The sequence below is a fragment of the Streptomyces sp. WZ-12 genome (genome assembly GCF_028898845.1).
Taxonomy (GTDB): Bacteria; Actinomycetota; Actinomycetes; order Streptomycetales; family Streptomycetaceae; genus Streptomyces.
Map to the genome: position 1 here is coordinate 6998972 of NZ_CP118574.1, position 20371 is coordinate 7019342.

Genomic DNA, 20371 nt, shown 5'->3' on the forward strand with positions numbered 1-20371 from the left:
GCCGCGGCACGACCGGCACCACCAGAACGTGAGGAACCACCGAGTGAAGCGTGACCAGTGGCTCGCCGCCCCGATCGGAGCGGGGCTCACGACCGTCCTGCTCACGGTCGCCGGGTGCAGTACGGACGCCTCGGAGTCGTCCGGCCACGGCGAACCCGTCGTCATGGGGATGACCGACAAGGTCATCGCCACCGACCCGGCGTCGGGGTACGACCCCGGCTCCTGGCTGCTGTTCAACAACGTCTTCCAGTCGCTGCTCAGCTTTCCCAAGGGCAGCACCACCCCCGAACCGGAGGCCGCCGAGCGCTGCGGCTTCACCGGCGGTGACAGCAAGGTCTACCGCTGCACCCTCAAGGACGGCCTGACCTTCAGCAACGGCGACAAGCTCACCTCCAAGGACGTCAAGTTCTCCTTCGACCGCATCCAGCGCATCAAGGACAAGAACGGCCCCGCCGTGATGTTCGCCGCCCTGGACTCCGTCGAGACCCCGGACGCCCGGACCGTGGTGTTCCGCCTCAAGGCGCCCGACGCCACCTTCCCCATGAAGATCGCCTCGGGCGCCGGCTCCATCGTCGACCACGCCGCCTATCCCGCCGACCGGCTGCGCGCCGACGGCAAGGCCGTCGGCTCCGGCGTCTACGCCCTCGACTCCTACGGTCGCGAACAGGCCACGTTCTCCGTCAACACCGCCTACAAGGGCCCCGCCAAGGCCAAGAACTCCGGGATAACCCTGAAGTTCTTCGCCGGCGGCGCGCAGCTCAAGAAGGCCGTCGAGAGCGGCGGCGTCGACGTCGCCTACCGCGGCCTGACCATGAAGGACATCGCCGCCCTCGACCGCGCCTCACTGCACCAGCAGCACGGCACCCAGGTCGTCCAGGGCGGCAGCGCCGAGGTCATGCACCTGGTCTTCAACCTCGACGACCCCACCGCCGGCAAGCTGGGCGTCCGCAAGGCCGTCGCCTACCTGTTGGACCGCTCCACCCTCGTCCGGGACGTCTACCAACGCACCGCCGAACCGCTCTACTCGGTCGTCCCGGCCGGCATCACCGGCCACAACACCGCCTTCTTCAACACCTACGGTGACCGCCCGCAGCCCGACCAGGCCGCCGCCGCCCTGCGCGAGGCCGGCATCCAGGGCAAGGTGCCGCTGACCCTGTGGGCCACCCCCGACCGGTTCGGCCCCGGCACCGTCCCCGCGGTCCGGGAGATCGCCCAACAGCTCAACGCCAGCGGCCTGTTCGACGCCCAGGTGCGCAGCGTGCCCACCGACGCGTACGACCGGGGCGTGACCGCCGGCAAGTTCGGCGTCTACGTCAAGGGCTGGATCCCCGACTACCCGGACCCGGACAACTTCACCCAGCCGTTCTTCGGCAGGGACAGCGTGCTGGCCAACCACTACGACTCCCCGGCCATCACCGGCCGCCTGCTGCCCCAGACCGCCGACCAGCCCAACCGCGCCGCCACCAAGCCCGCCTTCCGCGAGCTCCAGGACATCGTCGCCAAGGACCTGCCGGTCATCCCGATCTGGCAGGGCAAGCAGTACGCGGTGGCCCGCCAGGGCGTCTCCGGCCTGGAATGGACCCTGGACTCCTCGACCGTCTTCCGCTTCTGGGAAATCAGCAAGTCCGCCGACGCATAAGCCAGTTACCGGCCCCACAACGACCGATCACGACAACCCCCACCGACCGTTTTCCCCACCCCACAACGGGAGGTGACGGGCCGGAGGGGGCGGTGTGTCAGACGTAAAGCGAAGCAGTCTGGCACACCGCCCCCGGAGGCCCGTCACCGCACCCAACAGCCCCGCGCAGCGGACCGGCCCGCCGCAGGCGCCACGGCGGGACAGTCAACAACGTGGGGCGCAGCCGGCCGCAGGCCCACGGTGGGAAAGCCAACAACGTGGGGCGCAGCCCGCCGCAGGCCCACGGTGGGAAAAAGAGCCCAGCGCAGCTACTGCGCCCCCGGCCGCACCAATCCACTCTCATACGCATAGACCGCCGCCTGCACCCGGTCCCGCAGCCCCAGCTTCGTCAGCACATGACCGACGTGCGTCTTGACCGTCGTCTCGCTGACGAACAGGTCCGCGGCGATCTCGGCGTTGGACAGCCCGCGGGCCACCAGCTTCAGCACCTCCACCTCCCGCTCGGTGAGCGTGTGGAGGGTGTCCGGCACCGGCTCCTCGCCGGACGGCAGATGCCCGGCGTACTTGTCCAGCAGCCGGCGGGTGATGCTCGGCGCGAGCATCGCCTCGCCCGCCGCCACCACCCGGATCGCCTGCACCAGTTCGCCCGCCGGGGCGTCCTTGAGCAGGAAGCCGCTGGCCCCGGCGCGCAGCGCCTCGACGACGTACTCATCGAGGTCGAAGGTGGTCAGCACCAGCACCTTCGCCGGGCCGTCCTTCTCCGGGCCGGTGATCTGCCGGGTGGCCTCGACGCCGTCCATCCGCGGCATCCGGATGTCCATCAGCACCACATCGGGCTGCAGCGCCCGCACTTGCTCCAGCGCCTGGAGCCCGTCGCCCGCCTCACCGACGACCGCCAGATCCTGCTCGGCCTCCAGGATCATCCGGAAACCCGTACGCAGCAGGGGCTGGTCGTCGACCAGCAGGACGCGGATGGCCACAAGCTCTCCTTCGACGGGGCGGGATCATTCGATACCTATTCGACCCGCTCCATTCTGCCCTGCGGGCCGCCCGCGCCGTCCGCCGGGCGCACCGGCGACGACGGCACCTCCAGGGGAGCGGCCTCCGGGCCGCCGTCCAAACCGGCCGCCGCCACCCGCACCGGCAACGGATACACCGGGGGAGTGCCGCCGAACTCCGGGCAGTGCGCCTGGTGATCGCACCAGCCGCACAGCTTCGTCGGCCGCGGCCGCCAGTCGCCGGACTCCGTCGCCTGCCGGATCGCCTCCCACAGCGCCAGCAACTTCCGCTCCACGCCCCGCAGATCGCGCTCGTCCGGGTCGTACGTCAGCACGTCGCCGCTGCCCAGATAGACCAGTTGGAGCCGGCGCGGCACCACGCCCCGCAGCCGCCAGACCACCAGCGCGTAGAACTTCATCTGGAACAGCGCGCCCTCGGCGTACTGCGGCCTGGGCGCCTTCCCGGTCTTGTAGTCGACCAGGCGCACCTCGCCCGTCGGCGCCACGTCGACCCGGTCGATGAACCCCCGCAGCCGCAGCCCGGAATCGAGCACCGTCTCCACGAACAGCTCGCGGTCGGCCGGCTCCAGCCGCGTCGGGTCCTCCAGCGTGAACCAGCGATCCACCAGCTCGGCGGCCTGGGTCAGCCACTGCCCCAACTGCGCGCCGTCCGCGTCCTGGTCGAACAGCTCGGCCAGCTCCGGGCGCTTGGCCAGCAGCTTCTCCCACTCGACCGGCACCAGCGCGCGGGCCCCGTCCGCCGTGCGCTCCGCCGCGGGGGCGTCGAAGAGCCGCTCCAGCACCGCGTGCACGACCGTGCCGCGGGTGGCCGCCGGGCTCGGCTTCTCCGGCAGCTTGTCGATCACGCGGAAGCGGTAGAGCAGCGGGCACTGCATGAAGTCGCTCGCCCGCGACGGCGACAGCGCCTCCGGCGGCCGCGCCCCACCCCGCGCTGGCACCGCGGCCCCCGCCGGCGCCGCACCCTGCGCCGGCACCGCGGCCGCCCCCGGCCCGTCACCCGGTGCGTCCGCCTCGGTCTTCTCCGTGCTCCATCCCATGCCCAGAACCCTACGGCCCACCACTGACAATCGCCGTCGGATCACAAACGGTGAGGTCACCACCGCCGCTCGCGCCCCGCAACGGATCACGGCCGGAAGCTCCGCATACCATCGACGTCGAGCACCTTTGCCCTGCATGATCGAGTTGTCAGGCAGTGCAGTGCAGGTGTGGAAGCCGTATTTCAACGAGGGGACGCCGTGGACGAGAGCGGGAAGCCGCAGGACCCCCAGGAGTCCGGGCAGGACCGGCCGCCCCAGCCGCCTGAGAGCGCGCCCGAGGGCTCCCAGGCGCCGTCGCGCCCACCGGGTCCGGCGCGGGGCACCGACCGGGAGAGCGCCACCCCCAAGGCCCCCGGCGGCGGCATCCTCATGGGGCGGCCCTTCGGCGTGCCGGTCTACGTGGCGCCCAGCTGGTTCCTGGTCGCCGCCCTCATCACCTGGGTGTTCGGCGGCCAGTTGGACCGGGTCCTCCCGGAGTTGGGCGCCGCCCGCTACCTGGTCTCACTCTTCTTCGCGGTCGCCTTCTACGCCTCCGTGCTCGTCCACGAACTCGCCCACACCGTCGCGGCCCTCCGCTTCAAGCTGCCCGTCCGCCGGATCCAGCTCCAGTTCTTCGGCGGCGTCTCCGAGATAGAGAAGGAATCCGAGACCCCAGGCCGGGAGTTCGTGCTGGCCTTCGTCGGCCCGCTCCTCTCCCTCGTCCTCGCCGGCGTCTTCTACGTGGGCATGCGCCTGGTCGCACCGGACACCGTCCCGGGCGTGCTGCTCGCCGGCCTGATGATCTCCAACCTCATCGTCGCGGTCTTCAACCTGCTGCCCGGCCTGCCCCTGGACGGCGGCCGGATGCTGCGCGCCGTCGTCTGGAAGATCACCGGCAGGCCGATGAGCGGCACCGTCGCCGCCGCCTGGGTCGGCCGCGCGCTCGCCGTCACCGTCCTCATCGGGCTGCCGCTGCTCACCCACACCGGCGCCCTCGGCCGGGCCCCCGAGGAGATCGGCGGCGCCGACTCGCTCACCGACGCGCTGCTCGCCGCCATCCTCGCCGCCATCATCTGGACCGGCGCCGGCAACAGCCTCCGCATGGCCCGGCTGCGCGAACGCCTCCCCGACCTCACCGCCCGTACGCTCACCCGGCGCGCCATCCCGATCGAGACCGACACCCCGCTCTCCGAGGCGCTGCGCCGAGCCAACGACGCCGGCGCCCGCGCCCTGGTCGTCGTCGACCGCCAGGGCTTCCCCACCGCCCTGGTCCGCGAGGCCGCCATCGTCGGCGTCCCCGAGCACCGTCGCCCCTGGGTCGCCGTCGGCAGCCTGGCCCAGGACCTCAAGGACGGCATGCGGGTCGGCGCCGAACTCGCCGGCGAGGACCTCCTGGACCACCTCCGCGCCACCCCCGCCACCGAGTACCTCGTCATCGAGCAGACCGGCGCGATCTACGGCGTCCTCTCCGCCGCCGACGTGGAACGCGCCTTCGTGGCCGCCATGGCGCGGCCTTCCTGAAGAGCCGCCACGGCCGGGGCCGAGCCCGTCGGTGCAGGCCCCCGGCCCCCGTAGCGGGCGCCCCTCCCCACCGTCCCTGGTACGGAGGACGGCCAACGGCCGGTAGGCTGGTCACATGTCCGAACCGACCGGTGCCGCCCGCCGTCGCGGGCCCTTCAAGGTCGGGGACCAGGTCCAGCTCACCGACCCCAAGGGACGCCACTACACGTTCACGCTCGAAGAGGGCAAGAGCTTCCACACCCACAAGGGAGCCTTCCCCCACGACGAGCTGATCGGCGCGCCCGAGGGCAGTGTTGTCCGTACCACCGGAAACGTCGCCTATCTCGCGCTGCGTCCCCTGCTCCCCGACTACGTCCTGTCCATGCCCCGCGGTGCCGCCGTGGTCTACCCCAAGGACGCGGGGCAGATCCTGGCGATGGCCGACATCTTCCCCGGGGCCCGCGTCGTGGAGGCGGGGGTGGGGTCCGGCTCGCTGAGCAGCTTCCTGCTGCGCGCCATCGGCGACCACGGCATGCTGCACTCCTACGAGCGCCGCGCCGACTTCGCGGAGATCGCCACCCAGAACGTCGAGCGTTACTTCGGCGAACCGCACCCCGCCTGGACGCTCACCGTCGGCGACCTCCAGGACAACCTGTCCGACACCGACGTCGACCGCGTCATCCTGGACATGCTCGCCCCCTGGGAGTGCCTGGAGGCCGTCTCCAAGGCCCTGGTGCCCGGCGGCATCCTGTGCGCCTACGTGGCCACCACCACGCAGTTGGCCCGCACCGTCGAGGCGATCCGCGAACACGGCACCTTCAACGAGCCGTCGGCCTGGGAGACCATGGTCCGCACCTGGCACGTGGAGGGCCTCGCCGTCCGCCCCGACCACCGCATGATCGGCCACACCGGCTTCCTGCTCACCGCCCGTCGGCTCGCCGACGGCGTGGAGCCCCCGCTGCGCCGCCGCCGACCGGCCAAGGGCGCCTACGGGGAGGACTACACCGGGCCGGGTGGGCGGGAAAAGGCCGCGCCGGGTGGGCGGGAAAAGGCCGCCACCGACAAGCCCGACGGCACCGCCACCGCGGATGTCGCCACCGACCTCACCGACGGTGCGCCCGAGCGCGACTGACGCCAGGGCCCAACCACCCGAACCGACCGGCGCCGCCGACGAGTTCCCCCGCGCGGGAACCGTCGGCGGCGCCGTTTCGTTCTCCTCGTGGACCGGTGCAAAGGACGCGTGCGGAAAGTGCGTGAACTCCGCCCCGCCGGTTCCTTGCCGCCCCCGCCTGTGGAACGATGCTGGGCACTCCCACCGCCACAGCACCTCACAGGAGTTACCGCACGTGCAGCCCTTGGCAGGCCAGGACCTGTTGCACACCCAGCCCCACCCCATGCACTGGCTCGCCACCGCCACCGCCATCTCGGCGGTGATCGCGGTCTCGTCCCTGTTCCAGCCCGTCGGCGCGAGCGCCACCGCCGTCGGCAACTCCACCGCCAAGTCCGCCCCGGTGGCCGCGGCGCCCGACCCGAGCCGGGTGGCGTTCCCGGTCAACTGCGGCCCCAACCGCGTGGACGTGGTGGAGAAGGTGTCCGGTGACCTCGACGGCGCTGGCGGCACCCAGACCGTCGCCGTGGTCCGTTGTCACAGCGAGGCCGGCACCCCGCCCAGCGGCGTCTACGTCCTTGCGCAGCCCTCCGGTTCCACGGCCGCGCCCCGTATCGTGGCGACGCTCCTGGCGCCCGCCCAACGACTCTCCGTCCAGGGCCTCGACCTCCAGGGGCGGGTGGTCTCCGCGACCGTCCAGGGCTACTCCTCGCCCGACGTCCCGCGCTACCTCCCGGACGTGCACAAGACCCTCAAGTGGCAATGGCAGGGCGGGAAGTTCGTCCAGCGCGAACTCCCCGCCACTACGGCGACCGAGGGTGCCTGATCCGTCGCGCGACGTGTGTGCGTCCGGGGCTCGTCTACGCCCCGCCTACGCCGCGTCCGCGAAGCGTCTACGCCCTGTCAGCAACCCTGTTGCTCAGGCATCCGGTCCGTAGACCTCGACGCCGTCCGAGACCCGGCGCACGTGAATGCAGTCGCCGGGGCACTCGTTGGCCGAGTCCCGCACGTCGTTGAGGAGCGGCAGCGGCACGGGCGTTGTGGCGCCCTGCTCCTGCAACAGCTCGTCGGCGGGGCTCTTCACATAGGCCAGGCCGTCGATGTCGAGCTCGAAGACCTCGGGCGCGTATTGCGCGCAGATCCCGTCCCCGGTGCACAGATCCTGGTCGATCCAGACTTCGAGCTCCGGTGCTTCGTCCTGCGCGGTCATCTCGCCTGCCGTTCCTGCTTACGTGAACCGTTTTTGTCTAAGTGGCGCCAGCCCTGACGGGTGTTGACCGTCTCGACGATACAACCGCTCGCTTTCCGATGTTGTTGGGTGGGTATTCCCCTGGCGTGAGGACGTGCGCAAGGGTGAAGATCGGACACACCCCGACAGTCTTTTCGATCTAGGGGTTTCAACCTGCACCGGCCCAGGTAGGGTCTGGAAGCGTCCAGCTCCTTGGAGGAGGTGAGGACCGTGGCAGCCCACGACGACGACATCAACCGCGGCATCCGGCCCGGGCGCGGGTCTGAAGATCCAGCCGGTCAGGTTGCCTATCTTGAGCAGGAGATCGCCGTCCTGCGACGCAAGCTCGCCGACTCTCCGCGGCACACGAGGATTCTCGAAGAGCGGATCGTCGAGTTGCAGACCAACCTGGCCGGCGTTTCCGCCCAGAACGAACGCCTCGCCAATACGCTCCGCGAGGCCCGCGACCAGATCGTCGCCCTCAAGGAAGAGGTCGACCGACTCGCGCAGCCGCCGGCAGGATTCGGCGTCTTCCTGCAGGCGAACGACGACGACACCGTCGACATCTTCACCGGGGGCCGCAAGCTCCGGGTGAACGTCAGCCCCAGCGTCGAGGCCGAAGACCTCCGGCGCGGCCAAGAGGTGATGCTCAACGAAGCACTCAACGTGGTCGCGGCGATGGAGTTCGAGTCCGCCGGCGACATCGTCACGCTCAAGGAGATCCTTGAGGACGGCGAGCGCGCGCTGGTGATCGGGCACACCGACGAGGAGCGGGTGGTGCGGCTCGCTGAGCCGCTGCTGGACATCACCATCCGCCCCGGCGACGCCCTGCTGCTCGACTCCCGTTCCGGGTACGTCTACGAGGTCATCCCCAAGAGCGAGGTCGAGGAACTGGTCCTCGAAGAGGTCCCGGACATCGACTACACCAAGATCGGCGGTCTGAGCGGTCAGATCGAGCAGATCCGGGATGCGGTCGAGCTCCCCTACCTCTACCCCGACCTCTTCAAGGAGCACGAACTCCGCCCGCCCAAGGGCGTCTTGCTCTACGGCCCGCCCGGCTGCGGCAAGACCCTCATCGCCAAGGCGGTCGCCAACTCCCTTGCCAAGAAGGTCGCCGAGGTGACCGGGCAGCCCGCGGGGAAGAGCTTCTTCCTGAACATCAAGGGCCCGGAGCTGCTCAACAAGTACGTCGGCGAGACGGAGCGGCACATCCGGCTGGTCTTCCAACGCGCCAGGGAGAAGGCGAGCGAGGGCACGCCCGTCATCGTCTTCTTCGACGAGATGGACTCGCTCTTCCGCACCCGCGGATCCGGCGTCAGCTCGGACGTGGAGAACACCATCGTCCCGCAGCTGCTCTCCGAGATCGACGGCGTCGAGGGCCTGGAAAACGTGATCGTCATCGGTGCCTCGAACCGCGAGGACATGATCGACCCCGCGATCCTGCGCCCCGGCCGGCTCGACGTGAAGATCAAGATCGAGCGTCCGGACGCCGAGGCGGCCAAGGACATCTTCTCGAAGTACCTGACCGAAAGGCTTCCGCTGCACTCCGACGATCTCGCCGAACACGGGAATTCCCGCAAGGCGGCGGTCAGCGGAATGATCCAGTCGGTCGTCGAGCAGATGTACGCGGAATCCGAGGAAAATCGCTTCCTGGAGGTCACCTATGCCAATGGTGACAAGGAAGTCCTCTACTTCAAGGACTTCAACTCCGGCGCGATGATCGAGAACATCGTGGGACGTGCCAAGAAGATGGCCATCAAGGCTTTCCTTGAGCACAACCAGAAAGGTCTGCGGGTCTCCCACCTCCTCCAGGCATGCGTGGATGAGTTCAAGGAGAACGAGGACCTGCCCAACACCACCAACCCGGACGACTGGGCCCGTATCTCCGGAAAGAAGGGCGAGCGGATCGTCTACATCCGCACCCTGGTCACCGGAAAGCAGGGCGCGGACACCGGCCGCTCCATCGACACGGTGGCGAATACCGGCCAATACCTGTAACGCCGCTCTCCGGCTGCGGATGTCCTGCACGGGGCGTCCGCAGCCGGACGCTTTTCCGGGGCGTGCCCACCGCCCGGGTGAGCCAGCGACGGATCAGGGAAAACCGGACTGGAGCAATGACTGTAATGATCTCCCCAGCGCCGCAAAGGCGTTCTAGGCTCTTCGGTACCGCTGCGTCTCGCTGTGCGGACGCGGGGAACGTACACGGACCGGAAGCGCAGCGGTTTTTGAGCGCCTGCCCCATCCGGGGGCGCCGCCGGGCAAGGAGGGCCGCATGACCGTACGGCGAGTAATGGGAATCGAGACGGAGTACGGGATCTCCGTCCCCGGCCACCCGAACGCCAATGCCATGCTCACCTCGTCCCAGGTCGTCAACGCCTACGCGGCCGCGATGCACCGGGCACGACGTGCTCGCTGGGACTTCGAGGAGGAGAACCCGCTGCGGGACGCCCGCGGCTTCGACCTCGCCCGCGAGGCCGCCGACGCCAGCCAGCTCACGGACGAGGACATCGGCCTGGCCAACGTCATCCTCACCAACGGGGCCAGGCTCTACGTCGACCACGCCCACCCCGAGTACAGCGCCCCCGAGGTCACCAACCCGCGGGACGCGGTGCTCTGGGACAAGGCCGGCGAGCGGATCATGGCCGAGGCCGCCGAGCGGGCGTCCCAGGTACCCGGTGCCCAGCCCATCCACCTCTACAAGAACAACACCGACAACAAGGGCGCCTCCTACGGGACGCACGAGAACTACCTGATGAAACGGGAGACCCCGTTTTCGGACATCGTGCGGCACCTGACGCCGTTCTTCGTCTCCCGGCAGGTGGTCACCGGCGCCGGACGGGTCGGCATCGGCCAGGACGGGCACGAGCACGGCTTCCAGATCAGCCAGCGCGCCGACTACTTCGAGGTGGAGGTGGGCCTGGAGACGACCCTCAAGCGGCCCATCATCAACACCCGCGACGAGCCGCACGCGGACGCGGAGAAGTACCGCCGGCTGCACGTGATCATCGGCGACGCCAACCTCTCCGAGATCTCCACGTACCTGAAGCTGGGCACCACCGCGCTGGTGCTGTCCATGATCGAGGACGGCTTCATCGCCGTCGATCTCGCCGTCGACCAGCCGGTCCGCGCCCTGCACCAGGTCTCGCACGACCCGTCGCTGAGCCATCTGGTCACGCTCCGCAGCGGCCGCACGCTGACCGCGGTGCAACTCCAGATGGAGTACTTCGAGCTGGCCCGCAAGTACGTCGAGGACCGCTACGGCGCGGACGCGGACGAGCAGACCAGGGACGTGCTCTCCCGGTGGGAGGACGTGCTGGGGCGGCTGGAGAACGACCCGATGAGCCTGGCCGGGGAGCTGGACTGGGTCGCCAAACGGGAGCTCATGGAGGGCTACCGCCGCCGTGACGGCCTGGACTGGGACGCCGCCCGGCTGCACCTCATCGACCTCCAGTACGCCGACGTGCGCGCCGAGAAGGGCCTGTACAACCGTCTGGCGGCCCGCGGCCGGATCCAGCGGCTGTTGGACGAGCCGGCGGTGGAGCGGGCCGAGCTGAAGCCTCCGGAGGACACCAGGGCCTATTTCCGGGGGCGTTGCCTGGAGCAGTACGCGGACGATGTGGCCGCGGCCTCGTGGGATTCGGTCATCTTCGACCTGCCCGGTCGGGACTCCCTGCAGCGGGTGCCCACGCTGGAGCCGCTGCGCGGGACCCGTAAGCACGTCAAGGAGCTACTGGATCGTTGCCGTACGGCAGAGGAGCTGGTCAGGACGTTGTCCGGGCGCTGAGGCGGGGCAGGTGCATGGCAAATCCGCCATGATCCACGGCCGTTCGACGGCTGAAAGGGGCGCGGTGCGGGAATCATCGAGGTGACTCCCGGGCGTTGCAGGAAGTGCAGGGCCGATGTCGGACCCTGCTTGTAGGGTCGGATCTTGAAGGTCACATCGAGCGGGGCAAACCGAGCGGGGTGAGGGATATGGCGACCAAGGACACCGGCGGCGGACAGCAGCGGGCCACCCGGTCCACCGAAGAGGTCGAGGAGCAGGCCCAGGACGCAGAGGTCTCGGGGGATCTCAAGGAGCGTCAGGAGAAATTGTCCGACGACGTCGATTCCGTTCTGGACGAGATTGACGATGTCCTTGAGGAAAATGCCGAGGATTTCGTGCGGTCATTTGTCCAAAAAGGCGGACAGTAAGCGCAAATCGGGCGCTTATCTCTGACGCTCGCCGGTCGGCGCACTGTGCGCGGTGCGAAGAGAATTCCCGCGCCCGGTGCCCGGCCGGCGAGCGTGGCTTCGGGCGGGTGCCGCCCGGCCCGCCGGATACCGGATCCCGACATGTGGATCACGGCGCCAAGGCGGGTAGGGTCCGAGACGTACTCTGCTTCGGCTGCAACGCAGCCTTGGGTCAATTCAAGGATCGGCCGGACGTACCTCGGGCGGGCGGCCGAGAATCCGGAAGGAAACGTGTGGAAGCCAACACTCCAAGCACCGGGCGTCTGCCGGCTGCCTTCCTGACGCCTGGATCCTCGTCGTTCGTGGACTTCCTCGGGCAGCACGCACCAGGGCTGTTGCCGGGCAACCGCTCGGTGCCGCCCGTGCAGGGGGCCTTCGAGGCCCCGCACGGAACGACCATCGTGGCGGTCTCGTTCCCCGGCGGTGTGGTGCTCGCCGGCGACCGGCGGGCCACGATGGGCAATGTCATCGCGCAGCGCGACATCGAGAAGGTCTTCCCGGCCGACGAGTACTCGGCGGTCGGCATCGCGGGCACGGCCGGTCTCGCGGTGGAGATGGTCAAGCTGTTCCAACTGGAGCTGGAGCACTTCGAGAAGGTCGAGGGGGCCCAACTCTCCCTGGAGGGCAAGGCGAACCGGCTCTCGACGATGATCCGCAGCAACCTCGGGATGGCCATGCAGGGCCTCGCCGTGGTGCCGCTCTTCGCCGGTTACGACCTCGACCGCGAGAAGGGCCGGATCTTCTCGTACGACGTCACCGGCGGGCGCTCGGAGGAGCACGGCTTCTCGGCCACCGGCTCCGGCTCGGTCTTCGCGCGCAGCGCGCTGAAGAAGCTCTTCCGGGAGGACTTCACGGAGCATCAGGCCGCCACCGCCGTCGTCCAGGCGCTCTACGACGCCGCCGACGACGACTCGGCGACCGGCGGTCCTGACATGGCACGGCGGATCTACCCCATCGTCACGGTGATCACCGAAGAGGGCTTCAAGAAGCTGACCGAGGCCGAGGTTTCGGAGATCGCCCGCGCCGTGCACGAACGCCGTCTTGACCAGCCCGACGGCCCGCGCGCCGCGCTGCTCTGACGGGACGGATGGTTGTAGCGGTGCGCCCCCAGACAGCGGATAAGCTTTTGACAGGAAGGGACGGATAGCCGGTGTCGACGCCGTTCTATGTCTCACCCCAGCAGGCCATGGCCGACCGCGCCGAGTACGCCCGCAAGGGCATCGCGCGCGGCCGCAGCGTCGTGGTGCTGCAGTACACCGACGGCGTGCTCTTCGTCGCGGAGAATCCCTCCCGGGCCCTGCACAAGGTCAGCGAGATCTATGACCGGATCGCCTTCGCGGCGGTCGGCAAGTACAACGAGTTCGAGAACCTGCGGATCGGCGGCGTCCGCTACGCCGACCTGCGCGGTTACACCTACGACCGGGAGGACGTGACCGCCCGCGGGCTGGCCAACGTCTACGCCCAGACGCTCGGCACGATCTTCTCCAGCGCGGCCGAGAAGCCCTACGAGGTCGAGCTGATCGTCGCCGAGGTGGGCAACGCCCCGGAGGACGACCAGATTTACCGGCTGCCGCACGACGGCTCGATCGTCGACGAGCACGGCTCGGTCGCGGTGGGCGGCAACTCCGACCAGATCAGCAGCTATCTCGACCAGCGGCACCGCGACGGGATGACCCTGGCGGAGGCGCTGCGGCTGGCGGTCGAGTCGCTCTCCCGGGACACCAACGGCGGCGAGCGGACGCTGACCGCCGAGCACCTTGAGGTCGCGGTGCTGGACCGCACCCGCCCGCAGAAGCGGAAGTTCAAGCGCATCCTGGGGCGCCAACTCTCCCGGCTGCTGGACGAGCACGCCGCCGCGGAGAAGGAGAAGGACGGGTCCGGGGAGGGCGCGGGGGAGTCCTCGGACGCCGCCGGGTCCGGCGGCAGCGGCAAGGACGCCGGGAAGAAGGACGCCGACGGCGCGGAGGAGTCCGGCGCCGCGGAGGAGTAACCGTTCGCGGCCGGCCGTACCGCCGGTCGTCCGTGCGGGCCGCGCGCCCCGTGGGTCAACTCCCGCCGGGGCGCGCGGCGTTGTGCGCACCGTCCGGCGGCGGCGCCGTGGAGCCGCGCGGGACGAGGGTGACGGGCAGAGTGGCGGCGTCGGCCGGGGTGCCGTCGAGGGCGGCCAGCAGGGCCCGCATGCCGGCCTCACCGAACTCCTCGGCCGGGAGCCGGACCGTCGTCAACTCCGGTTCCACCGCGAGCGCGAGGGCCAGGTCGTCGAAGCCGGTGACCGAGATGTCCTCGGGGATCCGCAGCCCGAGGCGGCGCACCGCCTTGCAGGCGCCGGCGGCGATGATGTCGTCGTCGCACAACAGCGCGGTGGGGCGCGGGCCGGAGGCGGTGAGCGCGGCGTGCGCGGCGCGCAGGCCGGCGTCGACGTTGAGCGCGGCGGGCTGCCGGCGCAGCGCCGCGTCGGGGACGCCGGCCAGGGCGTCGGCCAGTGCCCGGGCGCGGACGGCGAAGGTCCAGGAGTCCACGTCGGCCGCGAGATGGGTGATCCGGCGGTGGCCCAGGCCCGTGAGGTGGGTGGCCAACTGCCGTACGCCGTCGGCGATGTCGAGGTTGACGACGGCGGAGGCGGCCCGGTCGTCGGGGTCGCTGTCGAGCATCACCAGCGGCAGCCCGGCGGTGCGCAGCGCGGCGAGGGCGTCGGCCGCCATCGAGGAGGCGATGACGCCGTCCAGCGCGGCGGAGGCGGAGTCGAAGGGGTCGCGCGCCGGGCCGGTGCCTTCGGGGGACGGGTAGAGGACCACGCCGAAGTCGTGGTCGGCGGCGACCCGGGCGGCGCCGGTGAAGACCCGGGCGAAGAACTCGGTGGTCAGTGCGGGGACGACGAGCAGCGCGGTGCGGGTGCGGCCGGTGCGCAGGCTGCGGGCGGCGAGGTTGGGGCGGTAGCCCAGGTCGCGGGCGGCCGCCCGGACCGCCTCGGCCTTGCCGGCGGAGACCCGGCCGCGCCACTTGTCGCCGAGGACCAGGGAGACCGCGGCCTGCGAGACGCCGGCGGCCCGGGCGACGTCGCGGCTGGTGGCCCGGGCGCCGGCCCGGTGGCTGGCGGGCGCGGTGGCCTCGTTGCTGGTCACCGGGTGTGTCACTCCTTGGGGCCGGCGCTGCGGGGGTGGACCCGCTCACTGCCGCCATGGTACGTATGACCCCGCACGTTATACGTAACACGTCCCGGCATTCGGACCGGGCGGAGAGGGGCAAGCGTGGCCGCGGGATATGCGGAATTGCTCAGGACCCGATATGCCGCCCGGCTGCTGGCCGGGACCCTGGTCGGCAGGCTGCCGAACGCCACCGCCGGGCTGGCGGTGGTCCTCTACGTCCGGGACCAGGGCGGCAGTTACGCGCTCGCCGGCGCGCTGTCCGCCGTCTACGGCGTCTGCACCGCCATCGGCCAGCCGCTGCTCGGCCGGGCCGTCGACGTGTACGGGCAGCCGAGGGTGATGCTGCCCGCGGCGGCGTGCTCCGCGTTCGGCATGGCGCTGCTGACCGTCGTGGGGGTCGCGCCACACTGGCCCGCCGTGCTCGCCATGGTGATCGCCGGGGTGTGCACCCCGCCCCTGGAGGGCGGGCTGCGGGCCCTGTGGCCCAACGTGCTCAAGCGGCCGGACCGGGTGCACTCGGCGTACGCGCTGGACGCGGTGGCGCAGGAAGTCATGTTCGCGGTGGGGCCGTTGCTGGTCACGCTCTGCGTGGCGGCCTGGTCGGCGGCGGCCGCGCTGCTGGTGATCAACGCGATCGGGGTGCTGGGTGCGCTCTCCGTCGTGGTCTCCGCGCCGTCCCGGGAGTGGCGCAGCGCGGCCCGGGAGGCGCACTGGCTGGGCGCCCTCCGCTCGCCGGGGATGCTGGTGTTGGTCGGTGCGTTCTTCTTCGTCGGGCTGGCGCTGGGGTCGATCGCGGTGGCCGCGGTGGCCTACGCCGACCGGCACGGCGGCGGGATGGTCTCCAGCTATCTGCTCTCCGCGTTGGGGGTGGGCGCGCTGGCCGGGGGGCTGGTCTACGGCGCCCGGCAGTGGCCGGGGCGGCCGGAGGCGCGGCTGCGGCTGCTCGTCGCGCTGTTGGCGCTCGGGTACCTACCGCTCTTCCTGGTGCCGGGTGTTGTGGGGATGACGGCGTTGACCGGGGTCGCCGGGGTGTTCCTGGCGCCGTCGTTGGCCTGCGCGTTCGTGGTGGTGGACCGGCACGCGCCCAAGGGGACGGTGACGGAGGCGTTCTCGTGGTTGGTGACCACGTTCGGGGTCGGTTCGGCGGTGGGTGCCTCGGCGGCCGGGCCGGCGCTGGAACACGGCGGTCCGGCCGCGGGATTCGCCGTCGCGGGGGCCGGCGGGGTGGCCGCGTTGGTGGTTCTTTTGTCGATGAAGCGATTCCTGGGCGATCCCGTGGCGCCGGCCGAGCCGCCCGTCGGGACGGAAAATGATCGGAACGGGGCCGTCGAACCCGGTTTCAGAGCAGGCCATCAGGCGTAATGTTCAGTCATGGACCGCCGCATTTTCGGGCTGGAGAACGAGTACGGCGTCACGTGCACGTTCAGGGGACAGCGCCGACTGTCGCCTGACGAAGTGGCGCGGTACCTCTTCCGCCGTGTCGTGTCATGGGGCCGCAGCAGCAATGTCTTCCTGCGGAACGGCGCCCGCCTGTACTTGGATGTGGGATCGCACCCGGAATACGCAACTCCCGAGTGCGACAACGTGACCGAGCTGGTCACCCACGACAAGGCCGGCGAGCGCATTCTCGAAGGTCTGCTCGTCGACGCGGAACGCCGCCTGCATGAGGAGGGAATCGCGGGCGACGTCTATCTCTTCAAGAACAACACCGATTCGGCGGGAAACTCCTACGGCTGCCACGAGAACTATCTGGTGGCCCGGCACGGTGAGTTCTCCCGGCTCGCGGACATCCTCATTCCGTTCCTGGTCACCCGGCAGTTGCTGTGCGGGGCCGGCAAGGTGCTGCAGACCCCGCGCGGTGCGGTCTACTGCGTGAGCCAGCGCGCCGAGCACATCTGGGAGGGCGTCTCCTCGGCGACCACCCGCTCCCGGCCGATCATCAACACCCGCGACGAGCCGCACGCGGACGCCGAGCGCTACCGCCGACTGCACGTCATCGTCGGCGACTCGAACATGTCCGAGACCACGATGATGCTCAAGGTCGGCGCCACCGACCTGGTGTTGCGGATGATCGAGGCCGGCACCGTCATGCGTGATCTGACGCTGGAGAACCCGATCCGGGCGATCCGCGAGGTCAGTCACGACACCACCGGCCAGCGCAAGGTGCGGCTGGCCAGCGGGCGCGAGGCGTCCGCGCTCGAAGTGCAGCAGGAGTACTACGAGAAGGCCGTGGATTTCTGCGACCGTCGCGGAATCCGCACCGGAATCGTCGAGCGCGTCCTGGAGTTGTGGGGCCGCACCCTGGAAGCCGTCCGTGACCAGGAACTCGATCGGATCGCCACCGAGATCGACTGGGTGATGAAGCATCAGCTCATCGAGCGGTACCGCGCGAAGCACAACATCAGCATGTCCCATCCGCGGGTTGCGCAGATAGACCTCGCGTATCACGACATCCACCGCCGCCGGGGCCTTTACTACCTCCTGGAGCGGAAGGGCCAAGCGGCGCGGATCTGCAACGACTTGAAGATCTTCGAGGGCAAGTCGGTTCCGCCGCAGACCACACGGGCGCGGCTGCGCGGGGACTTCATTCGTCGGGCCCAGGAGCAGCGCCGCGATTTCACCGTCGACTGGGTGCATCTGAAGCTCAATGACCAGGCGCAGCGCACGGTGCTGTGCAAGGACCCGTTCCGTTCCGTGGACGATCGGGTGGAGAAGCTGATCGCCGGCATGTGAGCGTCGCAAATGCACGGCGGTGCGCCGGGAGCGGAATGCTTCCGGCGCATTGTCGTGTGCGGACCGGCTGCTGTGTTTGCAGAAGCGGGCACAGCGACAGGTCGTAGAGTGGCGGGCATTGCCCATCTTCCCCACGAGCCCGAGTTGGACAGATGCTGAATTCTTCCGGGGGCCGCTTCCCCCGCCCGTTCGCCACGCACACCCGTCGCGCCGCCGCTGCCGCGCTGGCCGTGCCCGTTCTGCTCCTCGCCGCCGCCTGCGGTTCCGACAGCGGCAGCGGCTCCGGCGACGCGGTGGTCAAGGTGACGGGCGCGGCCGGTGCGAAGCCCACGATCTCCGTGCCCAAGGACGCCAAGCCGGCCGACAAGGCCGTCACCAAGACCCTGATCGAGGGCAAGGGCGCGACCGTCAACAAGGGGGACCTGGTTCGGCTGGACTTCTCCGCGCAGACCATGAAGGGCCAGAACCTCGGCAGTAGCTGGACGCCGCAGCCGGGTGCCAAGCCGGGGGCGGCGCGGACCCAGGTCGTCACCGAGGTCACCGACCAGATGACGCAGCAGATGCTGCCGCCGAAGGTGCTGACCGCGGCGGCCGGGCAGAAGGTCGGCGGCCGTTTCGAGGTCGAGGGCACCGCCAAGGCGCTGATCGGCGAGGGCCTCAACCCGCAGTCCGGGATCAAGCCGGAGGACGGCCTGGTCTGGGTGGTGGACGTGGTCGGCGCGAAGAAGGTGGACAAGAAGGCGAAGGCCGAGGGCACCCAGGCGGCGCCGGAGGACGGCATGCCGGAGGTGAAGGCCGCGGACGACAAGGCCGCCACGATCACCGTCCCCAAGGGGGAGAAGGCGCCCACCGACCTCAAGCAGCAGGTGCTGATCAAGGGCAAGGGCCCGGAGGTCAAGGCCGGCGACGGGCTCATCGCCCAGTACACCGGCGTCAAGTGGGAGGACGGGAAGAAGTTCGACTCGTCGTGGGACCACGGTGGCGCGACCGCCTTCCAGATCGGCACCGGGCAGGTCGTCCAGGGCTGGGACAAGGCGCTGGTCGGCAAGCACGTCGGGGACCGGGTGGAGATCGTGATCCCGCCGAAGCTGGGCTACGGTGCCAGCCCCGAGCACCAGTTGGCGAAGAACACCCTGGTCTTCGTGGTCGACATCGTCGGCACGGTCTGACCCGGCGGCCATCGGGATCTGCGAGACTGACCCGGTAATCGAAAAGATTCGCAAGTAGGAGCACATTCGTGAGCATCGACAAGCCCGAGATCGACTTCCCCGAGGGCCCGGTTCCCACCGACCTGGAGATCGTGGACCTGTGGGAGGGCGACGGGCCGGTCGCCAAGGCCGGGGACATGGTCTCCGTGCACTACGTCGGCGTCTCCTACAGCACCGGTGAGGAGTTCGACGCGAGCTGGAACCGCGGCAAGCCGCTCCAGTTCCAGCTCGGTGTCGGCCAGGTCATTCCGGGCTGGGACAAGGGCGTGCAGGGCATGAAGGTGGGCGGCCGGCGTCGGCTGACCATCCCGCCGCACCTCGCCTACGGTGAGCGCGGCGCCGGCGGCGGCCGGATCGCGCCCAACGAGGCGCTGATCTTCGTCTGCGACCTGGTCTCCGTCTGAGCGACCCCGCAGCACGTCCCGAGGGTCCGCGCCGCCCGGCGGTGCGGGCCCTCGGCTTTTGCGGTACGCACACAGGGCGGTACGGTCACCCGTTGGGAGCTAACGAGAGAGGGCGTCGATGGCGATTGCCAAGGCCGAGCGGCTGATGAATCTGGCGCTGTGCCTGTTGGGGACGCGACGCCCGTTGACCAAGCACGAGTTGCGGTCCTCGATCGAGGCATACGTCGAGACCTTCGGGTCGGGCAGGGGCGCTTCGTTCGGGCCGGGGAGCGCGTCCGACGACTCCTTCAACCGGATGTTCGAGCGGGACAAGGACGACCTGCGCGAGCTGGGGCTGGTCATCGAGACCGTCGACGGCATCGACGGCGAGGTCGGCTACCTGGCCCGCCGCGACAGCAACCGACTGCCCCCGATCACCCTCGACGCCGAGGAGTCCGCGGCCCTGGGCCTGGCCGCCAAGGTCTGGCAGCAGGCCCGGCTGGCCGGCGCGGCCAGCGGCGCGCTCCAGAAGCTGCGGGCGGCCGGGATGCCGCTGGCCGGGGAGCGCGACGACGTGGACGCCGGGCAGCCGCACAGTGCCCTGGAGCCGCGGATCCCCACCCACGAGGCGGCCTTCGAACCGCTGATGCTGGCCTGCCGGGACCGCCGCCCGGTCGTCTTCGACTACCGCAAGTCCAACGCCGCCCGCCCCGAGCAGCGGCACCTCGAACCGTGGATCCTGGAGTGCTGGCGCGGCCACTGGTACGTCGCCGGCTGGGACCGCGACCGCGGCGCCGAGCGGGTCTTCCGGCTCTCCCGGATCACCGGCAAGGTCCGTTCCCGGCAGGGGAAGTTCACCGCCCCGGTGCCCGACCACGTCACCGTCCGGGAGACCGTCGAGCGCTGGGCGGGCGAGGCCGCGACCGGCACCGCGCGGATCAAGCTGCGCGCCGGGCACGGCTACCCGCTGCGCGCCCGGGCGTTGGCCGTTCGCGAACTGGGCGACGGCTGGGACGAGTTGGAGATCCCCTACGGGCACGGGCTGGACGCCTGGCTGGTGGAGTTCGGGCCCGACGCGGTGGTACTGGAGCCGGCGGAGCTGCGCACCGAGGTCATCGACCGGCTGCGCGCCGTGGCCAAGGGCTGAGAGGGGACGGGACC

The 20371-nt window shown here is 70.2% G+C and carries 18 protein-coding genes and 1 pseudogene; 15 read left to right on the forward strand and 4 right to left on the reverse strand.

The window, feature by feature from the left end; all coding sequences use genetic code 11:
* The first annotated feature begins 43 nt into the window (after window positions 1-43).
* A complete protein-coding gene (locus tag PV796_RS30335) occupies window positions 44-1639 on the forward strand; it encodes an ABC transporter substrate-binding protein (RefSeq protein ID WP_274916702.1) in 1596 nt (531 codons plus the stop codon).
* 308 nt (window positions 1640-1947) lie between these two features.
* Here the strand turns inward: PV796_RS30335 and PV796_RS30340 are convergent, their stop codons facing one another.
* Together PV796_RS30340 and PV796_RS30345 are read right to left on the reverse strand one after the other, a co-directional pair.
* On the reverse strand, window positions 1948-2619 hold the full coding sequence (locus PV796_RS30340) for a response regulator (protein WP_274916703.1): 672 nt from the start codon (window positions 2617-2619) through the stop codon (window positions 1948-1950).
* Window positions 2620-2654: 35 nt separating this feature from the next.
* Window positions 2655-3695, reverse strand: a complete 1041-nt coding sequence (locus PV796_RS30345; protein WP_274916704.1) for a RecB family exonuclease — start codon at window positions 3693-3695, stop codon at window positions 2655-2657.
* A 198-nt stretch (window positions 3696-3893) separates the two neighbouring features.
* Here PV796_RS30345 and PV796_RS30350 point away from each other — a divergent pair, with 198 nt between their 5' ends.
* The 3 genes from PV796_RS30350 to PV796_RS30360 all read left to right on the forward strand — a co-directional run bounded on the left by PV796_RS30350 (window position 3894) and on the right by PV796_RS30360 (window position 7108).
* Window positions 3894-5195 (forward strand): site-2 protease family protein, encoded by a 1302-nt coding sequence (locus PV796_RS30350; RefSeq protein WP_274916705.1) that lies wholly within the window; start codon window positions 3894-3896, stop codon window positions 5193-5195.
* Window positions 5196-5310: 115 nt separating this feature from the next.
* The gene (locus PV796_RS30355) at window positions 5311-6306 is read left to right on the forward strand and encodes a tRNA (adenine-N1)-methyltransferase (protein ID WP_274916706.1); all 996 of its coding nucleotides are present in this window, start codon (window positions 5311-5313) and stop codon (window positions 6304-6306) included.
* Between the two features lie 214 nt (window positions 6307-6520).
* Window positions 6521-7108 carry a hypothetical protein gene (locus PV796_RS30360; RefSeq protein WP_274916707.1) on the forward strand — a complete coding sequence of 196 codons (588 nt, stop codon included), beginning with the start codon at window positions 6521-6523 and terminating at the stop codon, window positions 7106-7108.
* 93 nt (window positions 7109-7201) lie between these two features.
* Here the strand turns inward: PV796_RS30360 and PV796_RS30365 are convergent, their stop codons facing one another.
* Complete coding sequence (locus PV796_RS30365; RefSeq protein ID WP_274916709.1) at window positions 7202-7492, reverse strand: ferredoxin; 291 nt, start codon at window positions 7490-7492, stop codon at window positions 7202-7204.
* Between the two features lie 249 nt (window positions 7493-7741).
* Here PV796_RS30365 and arc point away from each other — a divergent pair, with 249 nt between their 5' ends.
* The 6 genes and pseudogenes from arc (at window position 7742) to prcA (ending at window position 13730) form a co-directional block, all read left to right on the forward strand.
* On the forward strand, window positions 7742-9508 hold the full coding sequence (gene arc / locus PV796_RS30370) for a proteasome ATPase (protein WP_274916711.1): 1767 nt from the start codon (window positions 7742-7744) through the stop codon (window positions 9506-9508).
* A gap of 274 nt (window positions 9509-9782) precedes the next feature.
* On the forward strand, window positions 9783-11294 hold the full coding sequence (gene dop / locus PV796_RS30375) for a depupylase/deamidase Dop (RefSeq protein ID WP_342456934.1): 1512 nt from the start codon (window positions 9783-9785) through the stop codon (window positions 11292-11294).
* Between the two features lie 188 nt (window positions 11295-11482).
* The gene (locus PV796_RS30380; protein WP_274916712.1) at window positions 11483-11701 is read left to right on the forward strand and encodes a ubiquitin-like protein Pup; all 219 of its coding nucleotides are present in this window, start codon (window positions 11483-11485) and stop codon (window positions 11699-11701) included.
* A gap of 17 nt (window positions 11702-11718) precedes the next feature.
* Window positions 11719-11877, forward strand: a pseudogene (locus PV796_RS42445) (hypothetical protein); the annotation flags it as partial.
* A 96-nt stretch (window positions 11878-11973) separates the two neighbouring features.
* Window positions 11974-12819 carry a proteasome subunit beta gene (prcB, locus tag PV796_RS30390; protein ID WP_274916713.1) on the forward strand — a complete coding sequence of 282 codons (846 nt, stop codon included), beginning with the start codon at window positions 11974-11976 and terminating at the stop codon, window positions 12817-12819.
* Between the two features lie 71 nt (window positions 12820-12890).
* Window positions 12891-13730 carry a proteasome subunit alpha gene (gene prcA, locus PV796_RS30395; RefSeq protein ID WP_274916714.1) on the forward strand — a complete coding sequence of 280 codons (840 nt, stop codon included), beginning with the start codon at window positions 12891-12893 and terminating at the stop codon, window positions 13728-13730.
* 55 nt (window positions 13731-13785) lie between these two features.
* Here the strand turns inward: prcA and PV796_RS30400 are convergent, their stop codons facing one another.
* Window positions 13786-14862 (reverse strand): LacI family DNA-binding transcriptional regulator, encoded by a 1077-nt coding sequence (locus PV796_RS30400; RefSeq protein WP_274916715.1) that lies wholly within the window; start codon window positions 14860-14862, stop codon window positions 13786-13788.
* A 126-nt stretch (window positions 14863-14988) separates the two neighbouring features.
* On the opposite strand from PV796_RS30400, the gene PV796_RS30405 reads away from it, so the two are divergent.
* From PV796_RS30405 to PV796_RS30425, 5 genes are all read left to right on the forward strand, one after another.
* Window positions 14989-16248 (forward strand): MFS transporter, encoded by a 1260-nt coding sequence (locus PV796_RS30405; protein WP_274916716.1) that lies wholly within the window; start codon window positions 14989-14991, stop codon window positions 16246-16248.
* A gap of 9 nt (window positions 16249-16257) precedes the next feature.
* Complete coding sequence (gene pafA, locus PV796_RS30410; RefSeq protein WP_274916717.1) at window positions 16258-17619, forward strand: Pup--protein ligase; 1362 nt, start codon at window positions 16258-16260, stop codon at window positions 17617-17619.
* A gap of 152 nt (window positions 17620-17771) precedes the next feature.
* Entirely contained in the window at window positions 17772-18788 is a 1017-nt protein-coding gene (locus PV796_RS30415) for an FKBP-type peptidyl-prolyl cis-trans isomerase (RefSeq protein ID WP_274916718.1), read from the forward strand.
* Between the two features lie 68 nt (window positions 18789-18856).
* A complete protein-coding gene (locus tag PV796_RS30420) occupies window positions 18857-19231 on the forward strand; it encodes an FKBP-type peptidyl-prolyl cis-trans isomerase (RefSeq protein WP_274916719.1) in 375 nt (124 codons plus the stop codon).
* 118 nt (window positions 19232-19349) lie between these two features.
* Window positions 19350-20357, forward strand: coding sequence for a helix-turn-helix transcriptional regulator (locus PV796_RS30425; protein WP_274916720.1), 1008 nt, complete (start codon window positions 19350-19352; stop codon window positions 20355-20357).
* Window positions 20358-20371 lie beyond the last annotated feature (14 nt).

Bases quoted from the DNA above. Each gene is read 5' to 3' on its own strand.
- PV796_RS30345 (WP_274916704.1), bottom strand. From the start codon at position 3,695: ATGGGATGGAGCACGGAGAAGACCGAGGCGGACGCACCGGGTGACGGG.
- PV796_RS30355 (WP_274916706.1), top strand. From the start codon at position 5,311: ATGTCCGAACCGACCGGTGCCGCCCGCCGTCGCGGGCCCTTCAAGGTC.
- PV796_RS30365 (WP_274916709.1), bottom strand. From the start codon at position 7,492: ATGACCGCGCAGGACGAAGCACCGGAGCTCGAAGTCTGGATCGACCAG.
- dop (WP_342456934.1), top strand. From the start codon at position 9,783: ATGACCGTACGGCGAGTAATGGGAATCGAGACGGAGTACGGGATCTCC.
- PV796_RS30380 (WP_274916712.1), top strand. From the start codon at position 11,483: ATGGCGACCAAGGACACCGGCGGCGGACAGCAGCGGGCCACCCGGTCC.
- pafA (WP_274916717.1), top strand. From the start codon at position 16,258: ATGGACCGCCGCATTTTCGGGCTGGAGAACGAGTACGGCGTCACGTGC.
- PV796_RS30415 (WP_274916718.1), top strand. From the start codon at position 17,772: ATGCTGAATTCTTCCGGGGGCCGCTTCCCCCGCCCGTTCGCCACGCAC.
- PV796_RS30425 (WP_274916720.1), top strand. From the start codon at position 19,350: ATGGCGATTGCCAAGGCCGAGCGGCTGATGAATCTGGCGCTGTGCCTG.